The organism is Umezawaea beigongshangensis, from assembly GCF_016464305.1.
GTDB classification, from domain to species: Bacteria; Actinomycetota; Actinomycetes; order Mycobacteriales; family Pseudonocardiaceae; genus Umezawaea_A; species Umezawaea_A beigongshangensis.
Genome location: NZ_JAEIOJ010000016.1, coordinates 1 through 12,699, shown reverse-complemented (window position 1 = coordinate 12,699; position 12,699 = coordinate 1). Strand labels below are relative to the sequence as shown.

The window sequence follows — 12,699 nt, the reverse complement described above, 5'->3', positions numbered from 1 at the left end:
GTCAGTTCCTCCCGGAACCCAGTATCCTACCTGCCAAGTCGAGCGGCTTACTGTTCGACACGACATAGACTCCTAATCTGCCTTGCACTACATCAAGGTCACGAACATCCACCTCGATGGAGTGCGTAAACTTCTCCCCCGCCCACGGAATCCGCAGAAAAGCGGCCGACAACTGCCCCAAAGTTTTTTCTCCAGGCTTGATGTCGGTGAGATATTGACCGTCTCCATAGCGCGCATCTTTTGGATTGCCAGACTTTAATGAAGGGTAAAGCTGGTTACTTTCGAGAATTTTACCACGCCCCTTTTGGTTAGTGTAATGATACAGCAAATTCGGAACTTCAACACAATTGTGAACCAAAAGACTCGTTGGGAATACCCGCATAGAAGGTACGGATACCGTCCACCGTGAGGTTGTAGACCTTCAGAACTTCACTGCGAACGTCTGAGTCGGAGACGAGGGCAGTAGAACCGTCCGCTGTTCGCAGGCGGTCACCCACCTCAAGGTCTTCGGCGTTGACCCAACTTCGCTGGTCATCGATCCAGAACGGGTGCCCGTCGGTCGCGGTCAACTCCTGCGAGCCGCGCTCAGTGAGCCTTTTTCATCGTGGTTGGCGGCGGCGTCGTCGGCCAGGGCGGCGAGAAGGTCCACCGCTTCGCGGACGTAGCGCCAGGCGGTACTGCAGGAGACTCCGAACCCGGCGGCGAGTCGGGCAAAGGTGTCACCGCCTGCGCAGGTGGGCGAGAACGAGCAGCGCCTGGCGGCCGGAATCGAGCCGCCGCCAACGGGATCGACGGCGCACGTGCTCCGCACGGATCAGGTCGCCCGGGCGGATGAGGGTGTGGTTGGACAGCGGAATCGCGGCAGGGTAAGACAGCACGGCGAGGCTCCCGGTTGGGGCATCGGATCTTGGTCGACTGCTGTCTTACCGGGAGTCTCGCCCGCCGCTCCCCACTGCTCAGTCCGCGCCGTGACCTGCGACGTCACGATGGAAAAGGCTCACTGAGCCCTTTCCAATCTGGTGGCGTGGGCTGCGGTCGTGATGGAGACGTGGCGAAGCTCCTGGTAGATGACTTGTCGACCAAGAGCAAGGCCATCGCCAGGAGCTTCGTGTGCTTGTCTGCCCGTCCGCGATCGACCTGTCCAGTGCGCACCTTCAGGTCCTCGCCCAGGAGCTGACCGCGCATCGGCGCCGGATCGGCAGCAGGTGGCGCGGGCTCGACCCCGGACGCCAGGCACTGCTGGTCCTGGCCCACCTGCGCTGCGGCGACACCCGCACCCGCCTCGCCGCCGGCATCGGCATCGCCCCCGGCCACCGTCCGCCGCTACACCCACGGAGCCGTCCAACTCCTGGCCGACCCGGCCCCGGACCTGACCGAAGCCGTGAAAGTCGCCAGCCGCAAGACCCACGTCATCCTCGACGGCACCCTGCTCCAGATCGACCGCATCGCCGTCGACCGCCCCTACCACTCCGGGAAGACACGAGCGACACGGCACGAACGTCCACGTCATCACCGACCCCGCCGGGCGTCTGCTGTGAACCTCGCCCGCACTGCCCGGTTCAGCCCACGACCTGACCGCGGCACGTGACACAACCTCTCACCCGGCCAACAGGCGGTCAACCGCTCCCACGCCCGCATCCACGCCCTCAGCGAACGGGCGGTCTCCATCACGAAGACCTGGCGGCTGCTACGCAGACTCCGCTGCTCCACCACCCGCATCACCAACCTGACCCGAGCCGTCCCCGCACTCCACCACGCTGCCGGATGAGGCTGGAAAGGGCTCACTATTCTCCACAACCTCGAATCAATCGACCGGAAGGACCATTCGAACACCGCCGAGAAGCAACCGGCAAGACCACGTACGTGAACCGGTTCTCATATGTGACGCGACGTTGACACACCGGAAACACAAGTCTTATGGTCCGAATCAGGAAAGCGATTTCCCAACGCCGCCGCCGTACGCGAGCCGTATTCTCGAAAGGACGACCAAAATGCGGACGCACGTCGGGTACGAACGCGCCCTCGCACGGGTCGCGGTGGTGGTGACCGTGGTGGTGGCCGTGGTCGGGGCACCGCCCGCCACGGCGGCCGGGCCCGCCGCCGACGGGTTCGCCGGCGTGACCGCGCTGGGGCAGGGCGGAACCATCGGCGGGGCGGGGGGCGCGGTGGTCACGGCGACGACGACCGCGCAGTTCCTGGACTTCATCGCTCGACCAGAACCACTGGTGGTGCAGGTCCGCGGCACGATCGCGCTGCCCACCGGCACCAGCGACGGGATGCACGACGTCGCTTCCGACAAGACGATCGTCGGCCTCGGCGGTGACGCCCGACTGGTCGGCGGCGGGCTGAACATCGGGCTCCCGGTGGACGACGACGTGATCTCGCCGCCCGCGAACGCGGTGCACAACGTGATCATCCGGAACCTGTCGATCACCGGCGCCACCGACGACCTGATCAACGTGCAGATGTTCAGCCACCACATCTGGATCGACCACAACGACTTCTCCGACGGTGATGACGGAGCCGTCGACGTCAAACGCGGGTCCGATTTCATCACCGTTTCCTGGAACAGGTTCCACGACCACGACAAGACGTTGTTGCTCGGGCACGACGACGACAACTCGGCGCAGGACGCAGGGCGCCTCAGGGTGACCTACCACCACAACTACTTCGACGGTTCCGATCAGCGCAACCCGCGAGTCCGCTTCGGCGAGTCGGTGCACGTCTACAACAACTACTACCGGGACAACAGCTACGGCGTCGCGTCGGCGATGAACGCGGGCGTGGTGCTGGAGGGCAACTACTTCTTCAGCGTCAACAACCCCGGCCGGGTCGACTTCAGCGGTGACCTCGGCCGGATGGTCGCCAGGGACAACGTCCTCGTCGAGTGCAACCACGAGATCGAGGTGCGCGGGACCGTCGTCGAGCCGCGCACCTACTACGCCTACGCACCGCACCGGGCCGTCGAGGTCCCGACCGTCGTGCCAGCCGGTGCGGGTGTCGGCCGAGTCTGAGGAGGACGGGCACATGAGCAGCATCAGCCGACGGGCGCTCCTCGCGGGCGCCGCCGCGACCGCGCTGGCCACGACCACCAAGCCCGCGTGGGCGGCCCCGCTCGCCACCGCCGACGGCTTCGCCGGGGTGAACTCGCTCGGCCAGAACGGCACCACCGGCGGCGCGGGCGGCCCGGTCGTCACGGTGCGGGACGCGGACGCGTTCCTGGACTACTGCGACCGCAACGAGCCGTACGTCATCCAGGTCGACGGGGTGATGCGGATCAGCAGCAAGCAGGGCGTGCGGTCGAACAAGACGATCATCGGGCTGGGGTCGACCGCCGAGATCACCGGCGGCGGCCTCGACCTGTACCGCAGGCAGAACGTGATCATCCGCAACCTCCGGTTCACCGGCGCGGACGACGACGCGATCAGCATCCAGCAGTCCTCGCACCACGTCTGGATCGACCACTGCGACCTCAGCGGCGGCGCCGACGGGCTGATCGACATCGTCCGCGGCGCGGACCACATCACCGTCTCGTGGAACCACTTCCACGACCACAGCAAGACCGCGCTGCTGGGTCACTCCGACTCCAATGCGGGCCAGGACACCGGCAAGCTCCGGGTGACGTTCCACCACAACTTCTTCGACGGCACCGCGCAACGGCACCCGAGGGTCCGCTTCGGCGAGCCGATCCACGTCTACAACAACTACTTCCGCAACAACACCGTCTACGGCGTCGCGTCGACAGAGAACGCGGGGGTCCTGGTCGAGGCCAACTACTTCGAGAACGTCCCCCACCCGATCCGCTCCGGCTACGACGAGAGCGGGCCGGGGCGCGTGGTCGAGCGCGGCAACGTCTACGTCCGCTCCGGCACCCCCGAGACGCTCGGCACCGTGGTGGAGCCGCGCACCCACTACGCCTACACCCCCGACAGCGCCGCCAGCCTGCCCGACACCGTTCCGGCGGGCGTCGGCGTCGGCCGGATCTGACAGGACGCGGAGGACCACCATGAGTCCCGTCAACCGACGACGGCTGCTCGCGGGTGCGGCGCTGACCACCGTCGCCGCCACCGCGCCGCGCGCCGCGTGGGCCGACACGGCCGCCGACGCCGTGGCCGACGGCTTCGCGGGGGTGACCGCGCTGGGCCAGAACGGGACCACCGGCGGCGCGGGCGGCCAAGCAGTCACGGTGACGACCGCGGAGGCGCTGCGGGACCACGTCGGGCGCAGGGAGCCCTGCGTCATCTCGGTGTCCGGCCGCATCGAGGTCGACGACGTGCTGACCGTCGTCGCGAACAAGACGATCTTCGGGATCGGTTCCACCGCCGAGATCACCGGCGGCGGGCTGCAACTGGGCTCTACCACTCGCCCCGGCAACAACGTGATCATCCGCAACCTGCGCTTCACCGACGCCTCGGACGACTCCATCAGCGTCACCAACTCCGCGCACCACGTGTGGATCGACCACTGCGACCTGTCGCGCGGCTTCGACGGCCTGCTCGACGTCAAACGGCAGTCCGACTACGTCACGGTGTCGTGGAACCACTTCCACGACCACAGCAAGGCCGCGCTGCTGGGCCACTCCGACACCTACACCGCCGACCGCGGCAAGCTGCGCGTCACCTACCACCACAACTTCTTCGACCGCACCGACCAGCGGCACCCGCGCGTGCGGTTCGGCGAGCCCGTTCACGTCTACAACAACTACTACCGCGGCAACTCCCTCTACGGCGTCGCGTCCACGGAGGACGCCGGGGTGCTGGTCGAGGCCAACTACTTCGAGAACGTCGCCCACCCGGTCCTGTCCGGCTACGACAAGAGCGGACCGGGCCGCGTCGTGGAGCGCGGCAACGTCTACGTCGGCTCCGGCACTCCGCAGACCCTCGGCACCGTCGTCGAACCCCGCACCCACTACGCCTACTCGCTCGACAACGTCGCCGACGTACCAGCGCTCGTCACCGCGGGCGCAGGCGTCGGCCGAGTCCAACGGAGGACTTCATGAGGAGGACAAGCGCTCTCGCGCTCGCCGTGGTGCTCGTCGGCGGTGCCACGTCGGTGATCACCGCGCCCGCGTCCGCCGCCGAGGCCGCGCCCATCGGGTTCGCCTCGGTGACGGCGCTCGGCCAGAGCGGGACCACCGGCGGCGCAGGGGGACCGGAGGTCACGGTCTCCACGGCGGCCGATTTCACCGCCGCCATCAAGGCCAACGGACCGCGCGTGGTCCGCGTGCAGGGCATGATCACGTTGGCAGCGGGCATGTACGACGTCTCCTCGGACAAGACGGTCATCGGTGTCGGCGCGAACTCCGGCATCACCGGCGGCGGGCTGAACATCGGCCTGCCGGTCAGCTCGGTGACCACGCCCCCGGCGAACGCCGTGCACAACGTGATCATCCGCAACCTGGTGTTCCGCAACGCCAACGACGACTCGATCAACGTGCAGATGTTCTCCCACCACGTCTGGATCGACCACAACGACCTGTCCGCGGGCAAGGACGGCCTGATCGACATCAAGCGCGGGTCCAGCTACGTGACCGTGTCGTGGAACCACACCCACCACCACACCAAGAACATGCTGCTCGGGCACGACGACGGCAACGCCGCGCAGGACACCGGATACCTCAAGGTGACCTACCACCACAACTTCTTCGACCGGACGCCGCAGCGCAACCCGCGCACCCGCTTCGGCAACCCGGTGCACGTGTTCAACAACTACTACGTCGCCAACAGCGACACGGGCGTCGCCTGCCAGAACAAGTCCGGCTGCTGGGTCGAGGGCAACTACTTCGAGAACGTCGAGGAGCCGATGACGAACAGCTACGCGGGCCCGAAGGGCAGCATCGTCGAGCGGGACAACGTCTACATCAACAGCGGCAAACCGGTGGTGGGTGGCAGCGTGGAGGACCCGCGCGGCTACTACGCCTACACCCTGGACACGCCGGCGAACGTGAAAGCGCTGGTAACCCAGGGTGCGGGTACCGGCAAGATCTGAACTCGTCGAGGTGCGGGCGGCCCACAGCCGCCCGCACGTCGACGGCACGGGTCATCGAACGCCGGCCGCCGTCGACAAGTCACGCCCACCAGGGATCTCCAGCCACCCACACATGATCATCACCCAGGGGCCGACCCCGCACTCCGGCATCCGCCAGGCCGTCGAGCGCGAACTGCACGGCTGGCAACGACTCCACCGTTTCCAGACCGCCATGCCTGAACGTGTTGCGCCCGAACCTCGCTCTTTCCCCGTGCTCGTTCAGCCAGTGCCTACTGCTCGAGAAAGGCCGTGAGCATGGGCAGGAACCCTGCCGCGAGTTGGTCGCGCCGAGCGATTCCAGGGCGAGGGTCACCCGTGAACAGACCGTGATCGGCACCGGGGAACACCGCGATTCCGTGCCGGTCCCGCCCGACGTCCGGCAGGGCCGCCGCAATTCTGGCCACGCTGGTGAACACGGGCACCGAGTCGTCGTCTCCGCCGAACAACGCGAGCACGGGACAGGTCAACGCGGGAAGCAGCTCCGCAGGATCGACGTCCATGCTGCGTGCGAAGAACTCCGCCGTGGCCGGGGTGGGAGTGGCCTGGGTCACCACGGCGTACCAGGGCCTGTCGGCGTACTGCCGCCGAGCGTCGACCACCTGGTCGGCCGGTTCACCGGAGCGGAGCCTGCGGGCCTGCTCGTCCACCCAGGCCATGCCTTCAGCGTGGTCCTCGCCGTCCACCCCGTCACGACGAAGCCAACTGTCGATGCGCATGCGTTCCTGCTCGGCCATGCTCACGCCGGGACCGCTGATCGTTACGACCCGGTCGATCGCCTCCGGCGACGTTCTCGCCGCCAGCAGCGACACCCAGCCGCCCTGACTCCACCCGATCAGGCCGATCCGATGGCGATCGACACCGCGCCACCCACGCAGCACCTCGACCGCGGCCAACGCCTCACCCGCCCGATCGGCGAAGGACTGCGTCCGCCAGTCCCCAGGCGACTTCCCGCAACCAGGCTTGTCGTGCACCAGTGCAGCTGCACCGCACTCACTGATCCACTCGGGCCAGCCGCCCCACTCCTCGATGCCCCCGCACCCGCTGCCGTCCACGAACACCAGGCCCGGAACCAGGCGATCGGACCTCGGTCGGCGCACGGCCGCACGCAAGTCACCCGCTCCACTGGGAACAACAGTCGATTCCACGATGAAGTCAGCCCCCACCAGTCGACGGTAACAGGCGCCGCCGCAACGGTTCACGCCGCTGATCACCCCGCTCTCCCGGTCACCTGCTGCCGCTTCTCCGCGCTGCCCGAACCGGCCCGTCTCATCCGGCCGGTTCGGGCAGCGCGATCCGCATCGTCCACGGGGCAGCAGAGCCCGCAGGGTGCTCAGAGGCGGAAGGACCGGGCGCTGGACCGGGGATGCCAGTCGTCGGCCAGCAGCGAGTCCAGCGCCGACTGCACCAACCCGTGCTCGGCTGTGTCCTTGTCCAGCCACCGCGACCAGTTGACGGACACCGTCAAGGCGAGGATGCCCTCGGAGCTGATGTCGAAGGTCACCGGCGGGAGGTGGGGGAGCCTTCCGGCAGCGGGGCGAGCCACGTCGCACCGTCGTCCTCGGTCGTGGTGAGGATGAGGTCGTCTTCCCACTGGGTGACCGGGAAGACGTGACCGCGTCCAGTGCGATCTCCTCGTGTCGTCGTCACAGCAGCCGCGTTCTCCGCCGACCGGGACCGGCGTCAGATCACCTGCCCGCAAGGAGCGCCGCGTCCACCAAGGCGGTCGCCGTCACCGGGGTCCGTCGCTGCCGCCACGTCGGGCTGCTCAAGACCTGCCTCGCCCGCGTCGTCGCCGCCCTCGACCCGATCCGCGTGGTGCGATCGGGCGAGCAGGCCCGACCGCCGCGCGGGAGCGGGGACGCCGACGCGATGACCCGCGGCTACGGACTCAGTGCCCGGTGCGGGTGGTGCGGTGGGCCACAACGGCCACGGCGGTGCAACAGACCGCCAGACCGGCCAGCACCAGGGGTACCGGCACGGCCGCACGGGTGATCAGGAGGCCGACGACCAGCGGCACGGTGGCGTTGCCGACCATGCAGGCGGTGAGGACGACGGCGGTCGCCCGCTGGGGACGGCCGGTGGTGCCGAGGTGAGCAAGGGCGGTCGGCAGAACCGGAGCCAGGCAGAAGCCGGCGACGGTGATCGCGACGGGTGCACCGCCGGGCCAGGCGGTGAGCGCCAGGGCGACCGCTGCACCGACGAGGCACCCGACCACGAGCGCGGTGGGCGCGGCTCGGGCCAGGCGCGGGATCACCAACCTGCCTGTCGCGAGGCCGACCCAGAACAGCGAGGTCAGCTGCGCGGCGGCCGTCGGGTCCCACTCCTGCGCGACCAGGTGCGTGGACAGCCACGCGGCGCTGCTGGTCTCCAGGCCCGCGTAGAGGGAGCCGAGCACCGCGAACGTCACCACCGTGCGCTGGCCGGGTGTGGCTCGCTCACCGGGAGCCGCGCTCGGGCCCGGCTCGCCGCGGGGCGGTGCGGTCGGGACGAGGCCGGCGGCGCCTGCGGCGACCGCGACGACCGCGGCCAGCAGCAGGAAGACCGTCGCCGGGCCGAGCGCCGAACCGACCGCCAGCGGACCGGCGACGGCACCCACGCCGAACGCGGCGTTGAGCGCGTTGACCATCACCACGCCGCGCTGCCCGTACCGGGTGGAGAACGCGGTGTTGAGCGTCAGCACGAGACCGCCGTAGCCGAACCCGGCCACGGCAGCGCACGCCAGCAGCAAGGTGCTGGTCGGCGCGAGGGCCGTTCCGACCAGGCCGCCGACCGCCGCCGCCACCAGCACCGTCCCGCCCGCGCGGGTGCGGGTGGCGTACGGGGCGGCCCCGCCGAGCAGGGTCGCGGCCAGCGCGCCGGAGTTGTAGATACCGACCAGCAGGGCGACGGCCGAGTCTCCCCCGAGCCCCTGCCGCAGCACCGGGACCGCCGCGCCCAGAGCCGCGGTGACCGCTCCGAGGGCGGCGAACATCAGGAAGGCGGACGCGGTGGTGAACCCGCCCGGCGTCCGGGAGGGCCGCGTGATCTCCTCGTTGAGCACCGGCGCCCTACCGGTCGCTGACCGGTTCGTGCACGAAGCCCCGCAGGCCGTCCGGAACGGCCACGACGCTCAGCCGCATGAGGCTGTCCACGTGCCAGTGCGGTCGCGGATCGCTCGACGCGGTGCGACGCCCGACACCGATGACGAACATGCCCGCCGCGCGGGCCGCCGCCACACCGGGCGAGGCGTCCTCGACGACGATGCAGCTGGCCGGGTGCATGTCCAGTGCCCGCGCGGCGGCCAGGTAGCACTCGGGGTCGGGCTTGCCCACGGACACGTCGTCACTGGTGATCAGCACTCGGGGCACGGGCAGGCCCGCGCCGCGCAACCGGGCCAGCGCCAGGTCGCGGTCGCAGCTCGCGACTACCGCCCACGAGTGGCCGGGCAAGCAGGCGAGCAGTTCCTCCGCACCCGGCAGCGCCCGGACGAACTTCGTCTCGGCCGACTGCTGGCGGCGGAGTTCGGCGTAGTCGCCAGCCGCGAGCTGCGGGGGGAAGTGCGGCCGCAGGTCGACCATCACCTGGTCGCCGGGCCTGCCGTGGACGGAGGGCAGCACGGCGACCGGGTCGAGCTGCTCCAGCTCCGCCCAGCGCAACCAGCTTCGCTCGATCACCCGGTCGGTGTCCACGAGGGTGCCGTCGAGGTCGAAGATCAGCATTCCGGTGCTGAAGGTCGCGATCCGGGCGTCGTGGGCGTCGCCGATCGCCTCGCTGGACGTGCGCACCATCTCGCTCCTCCTTGCGGGTGACCGCAGGGCCTGATTTTATTCGGCCCGGTTACAAAATGCTGATTCGAGTGTAGTGGGAGCATCTCGCCGATGGATAGACCCGTTCGGCGTCCGACCGCCGTGGGACGCCTGTTGGAGTTGCTGCACCTGCGCGGTCCGCTGACTCGTGCGGAGGCGACCACCTCGCTCGGACTGGCGCGGTCCGTGGTCGGTGACGCCGTCGCGGACCTGGAGGAGTTGCGCCTGATCGTGGTGCGGCAAGCCGCCCCGACCGGCACGGCCGGTCGAGGGCGCCCCTCCCCCCTGCTGGTGCCCGCCCCGGACGGCCCGGTCGTCGTCGCCGCACACGTGGGCGTCGGCACGGCACGGCTGCGGGTGGTGCGGCTGGGCGGGGAGTTCGTCGGCGAGCTGGCGTCGCTCCCCGTCGACCGCGCCGCGCCCGCCGAACGCACCCTGACGGCCCTGGCCGCGCGTGCGGCGGAACTAGCGCGCGAGGCCGGCGGGCCGTGGGCAGGCCTCGCGGTCGGTACCGGCGGGATGGTGCGTCACGGGGTGGTGCGCTCGGCGTTGCACCTGGGCTGGACGACCGAGCCGGTGCCGGCGGAGGAACTGCTGGCACGGCAGCTGCCACCCGGCGTGTCGGCGTCGGTCGCCCACGAGTGCTCGCTGGCCGCGCTGGCGGAACGGCGCCGGGGTGCCGGGCGGGGTGCGGGTTCGGTGCTCGTGCTCACCTGCGAGCACACCGGCATCGGCGGCGCGCTGCTGCCCGACGGGCCGACGGCGGTCGGGCACGCGCTGGAGGCCGGCCACCTGGTGGTGGACGATCGCGGCCCGCAGTGCCCGTGTGGTCAGCGCGGCTGCCTGGAACTGTTCGCCGATGGCCGGGCTCTGCTGCGGGAAGCGGGCGTCACCGACACCGGGGACGCGGCGCTCGTGCAGGCCGTGCTCGGGCGGGCGGCTCGTGGCGAGCCCGGTCCGCTGGCGGCCGCGCGCCGCGTGGCCGAACGGCTCGGCATCGGCGCGGCCAGCCTGGTGAACGTCCTGGACCCGGACGTGGTGGTGCTCACCGGCCCGCTCAAAGCACTCGCGGTACTGGCGCGCGAACAGTTGGAGAGCAGGCTCGCCGATTCGCTCGTCGCCAGGGTGAACGACACCCGGCTGACCGTCGGCGAACTGAGCGAACCGGTCCTCCTGGGGGCTGCCGACCTCGCTTTCGACGTGTTCTTCCGCGCGCCGTCGAACGCGCTCGGCGACACCACCCGCCGGACACGAACCGACGCCGACTGAAACTGCACTTGAAACCGCATTTCACCCCGCGCGGTCATGCGCGCCGAGACGGGCGTCGCGCAAGTGAACACGAACGGAGCAACGTGGCTCACGTTGTGACACGTAGCGCTGACCACAGGACACATCCGCTGCCCTGAGTGCGCACGGGGGCTTGCTTCGAGCCACCCGGATGCGGAGTCCAACCCAGGGCGAAACCACGCCCAGTCGACCGTCCAGACCGGACTAAAATATTCCACCCGACCACTACGCTATTGCGTTGATGTTTCACCTGCGTATCGTCGGCGATGCACAGACGCCAGATGCACCGCTGCCGAAAACGTCAGGACAACGCTGTCGCTGCACTTTTGGCAAAGGCGTCGAATGCCCTTCTCGTGCATTCGAGCACTCTCTCCGACCAGGATCTCCACCTGCTCTTCTCTCGGGCAACGAACCGCCATCGGGGTCGGTCGCGCTGCCTTTCGTTCCACCGGATCACAACCCCGTGCTCCGGTGTCACAATCACGCGCGGATTTTGTGGAACGGGGTAATTTGCGATGCGCACGAACACCGTCGGCGCTACCGCCGTTCTCGAGGACGGCCGGGTGTTCCGCGGCGAGGCCTACGGCGCGCGCGGCGTCCGCCTCGGCGAGGTGGTGTTCTCCACGGCCATGACCGGCTACCAGGAGACCCTGACCGATCCGTCCTACCACCGGCAGATCGTGGTGCAGACCGCGCCGCAGATCGGCAACACCGGGTGGAACGACGAGGACGACGAGTCGAGCCGCATCTGGGTCGCCGGGTACGTGGTGCGCGAGCCGGCGCGGGTGCCGTCGAACTGGCGCTCGCGGCGTGGCCTGGACGAGGAGCTGGAGCGGCAGGGGATCGTCGGGATCTCCGGCATCGACACCCGCATGCTGACCCGCCACCTGCGCGAGCACGGCGCGATGCGCGCAGGCGTGTTCTCCGGCGACGCACTGGGCACCACCGAGGAGATGCTGGAGCGAGTCCGCACCGCTCCCGGCATGAAGGGTTCCGACCTCGCTCGCGAGGTGACCACGGCGCAGCCGTACGTGGTGCCCGCGGTGGGTGAGCGGCGCTTCACCGTGGCCGCGTTGGACCTGGGCATCAAGTCCAACACTCCGCGGATGATGGCGGCGCGGGGCATCGAGGTGCACGTGCTGCCGCTGTCCTCCACGATCGACGACATCGTGGCGTTGAACCCGGACGGGGTGTTCCTGTCCAACGGTCCCGGAGATCCGGCGACCCAGGACCACGCGGTGGCGCTGACCCGCGCGGTGCTGGAGCGCCGGGTGCCGTTGTTCGGGATCTGCTTCGGCAACCAGGTCCTGGGGCGTGCGGTGGGTCTGGAGACCTACAAGATGCGCTACGGCCACCGCGGCATCAACATCCCGGTGATCGACACGGCCACCGGCCGGGTCGCCATCACCTCGCAGAACCACGGGTTCGCGCTGCGGGGCGAGCCGGGCGAGGAGTTCGGCTCCGACTTCGGCCGCGGTGTGCTGAGCCACTACTGCCCGAACGACGACACGATCGAGGGTCTTCGGCTGCTCGACGTGCCGGCGTTCAGCGTGCAGTACCACCCGGAGGCGGCGGCGGGTCCGCACGACGCCGCGCCGTT

The 12,699-nt window shown here is 69.3% G+C and carries 12 protein-coding genes and 2 pseudogenes; 7 read left to right on the top strand and 7 right to left on the bottom strand.

The genetic code is table 11. From position 1 onward, the window contains the following. Nucleotide 1: 1 nt before the first annotated feature. The 3 genes and pseudogenes from IMZ35_RS27250 to IMZ35_RS27240 form a co-directional block, all read right to left on the bottom strand. A complete protein-coding gene (locus IMZ35_RS27250) occupies nt 2-328 on the bottom strand; it encodes an HYD1 signature containing ADP-ribosyltransferase family protein (RefSeq protein WP_199444065.1) in 327 nt (108 codons plus the stop codon). 10 nt (nt 329-338) lie between these two features. Next, nucleotides 339-569, bottom strand: a complete 231-nt coding sequence (locus tag IMZ35_RS27245) for a polymorphic toxin-type HINT domain-containing protein (protein WP_199444064.1) — start codon at nt 567-569, stop codon at nt 339-341. Nucleotides 570-610: 41 nt separating this feature from the next. Continuing rightward, nucleotides 611-878 (bottom strand): annotated as a pseudogene (locus tag IMZ35_RS27240) (helix-turn-helix domain-containing protein); the annotation flags it as partial. A 232-nt stretch (nt 879-1,110) separates the two neighbouring features. Here IMZ35_RS27240 and IMZ35_RS27235 point away from each other — a divergent pair. The 5 genes and pseudogenes from IMZ35_RS27235 to IMZ35_RS27215 all read left to right on the top strand — a co-directional run bounded on the left by IMZ35_RS27235 (nt 1,111) and on the right by IMZ35_RS27215 (nt 5,988). Further along, nucleotides 1,111-1,768: pseudogene (locus tag IMZ35_RS27235) on the top strand (transposase family protein). A gap of 223 nt (nt 1,769-1,991) precedes the next feature. Then, on the top strand, nt 1,992-3,014 hold the full coding sequence (locus IMZ35_RS27230) for a pectate lyase family protein (protein WP_199444063.1): 1,023 nt from the start codon (nt 1,992-1,994) through the stop codon (nt 3,012-3,014). A gap of 13 nt (nt 3,015-3,027) precedes the next feature. Then, entirely contained in the window at nt 3,028-3,987 is a 960-nt protein-coding gene (locus IMZ35_RS27225; protein ID WP_199444062.1) for a pectate lyase family protein, read from the top strand. Nucleotides 3,988-4,006: 19 nt separating this feature from the next. Continuing rightward, entirely contained in the window at nt 4,007-4,999 is a 993-nt protein-coding gene (locus IMZ35_RS27220; RefSeq protein WP_199444061.1) for a pectate lyase family protein, read from the top strand. Further along, nucleotides 4,996-5,988 carry a pectate lyase family protein gene (locus IMZ35_RS27215; protein WP_199444060.1) on the top strand — a complete coding sequence of 331 codons (993 nt, stop codon included), beginning with the start codon at nt 4,996-4,998 and terminating at the stop codon, nt 5,986-5,988. The genes IMZ35_RS27220 and IMZ35_RS27215 overlap by 4 nt, the downstream gene beginning before the upstream one ends. A 269-nt stretch (nt 5,989-6,257) precedes the next feature. On the opposite strand, the gene IMZ35_RS27210 is transcribed toward IMZ35_RS27215, so the two are convergent. The 4 genes from IMZ35_RS27210 to IMZ35_RS27195 form a co-directional block, all read right to left on the bottom strand. Beyond that, on the bottom strand, nt 6,258-7,190 hold the full coding sequence (locus IMZ35_RS27210) for an alpha/beta hydrolase family protein (RefSeq protein ID WP_199444059.1): 933 nt from the start codon (nt 7,188-7,190) through the stop codon (nt 6,258-6,260). Between the two features lie 167 nt (nt 7,191-7,357). Next, complete coding sequence (locus IMZ35_RS27205) at nt 7,358-7,528, bottom strand: hypothetical protein (RefSeq protein ID WP_199444058.1); 171 nt, start codon at nt 7,526-7,528, stop codon at nt 7,358-7,360. Nucleotides 7,529-7,915: 387 nt separating this feature from the next. Then, on the bottom strand, nt 7,916-9,067 hold the full coding sequence (locus tag IMZ35_RS27200) for an MFS transporter (RefSeq protein WP_199444057.1): 1,152 nt from the start codon (nt 9,065-9,067) through the stop codon (nt 7,916-7,918). Between the two features lie 7 nt (nt 9,068-9,074). Next, nucleotides 9,075-9,794 (bottom strand): HAD-IA family hydrolase, encoded by a 720-nt coding sequence (locus tag IMZ35_RS27195; protein ID WP_199444056.1) that lies wholly within the window; start codon nt 9,792-9,794, stop codon nt 9,075-9,077. Nucleotides 9,795-9,884: 90 nt separating this feature from the next. Here IMZ35_RS27195 and IMZ35_RS27190 point away from each other — a divergent pair, with 90 nt between their 5' ends. Both IMZ35_RS27190 and carA read left to right on the top strand, forming a co-directional pair. After that, nucleotides 9,885-11,081 (top strand): ROK family protein, encoded by a 1,197-nt coding sequence (locus tag IMZ35_RS27190; protein ID WP_199444055.1) that lies wholly within the window; start codon nt 9,885-9,887, stop codon nt 11,079-11,081. Between the two features lie 533 nt (nt 11,082-11,614). Then, a partial coding sequence (gene carA, locus IMZ35_RS27185; protein WP_199444054.1) for a glutamine-hydrolyzing carbamoyl-phosphate synthase small subunit occupies nt 11,615-12,699 on the top strand: 1,085 nt, incomplete at its 3' end.

Bases quoted from the DNA above. Each gene is read 5' to 3' on its own strand.
- IMZ35_RS27230 (WP_199444063.1), top strand. From the start codon at position 1,992: ATGCGGACGCACGTCGGGTACGAACGCGCCCTCGCACGGGTCGCGGTG.
- IMZ35_RS27225 (WP_199444062.1), top strand. From the start codon at position 3,028: ATGAGCAGCATCAGCCGACGGGCGCTCCTCGCGGGCGCCGCCGCGACC.
- IMZ35_RS27220 (WP_199444061.1), top strand. From the start codon at position 4,007: ATGAGTCCCGTCAACCGACGACGGCTGCTCGCGGGTGCGGCGCTGACC.
- IMZ35_RS27215 (WP_199444060.1), top strand. From the start codon at position 4,996: ATGAGGAGGACAAGCGCTCTCGCGCTCGCCGTGGTGCTCGTCGGCGGT.
- IMZ35_RS27195 (WP_199444056.1), bottom strand. From the start codon at position 9,794: ATGGTGCGCACGTCCAGCGAGGCGATCGGCGACGCCCACGACGCCCGG.
- IMZ35_RS27190 (WP_199444055.1), top strand. From the start codon at position 9,885: ATGGATAGACCCGTTCGGCGTCCGACCGCCGTGGGACGCCTGTTGGAG.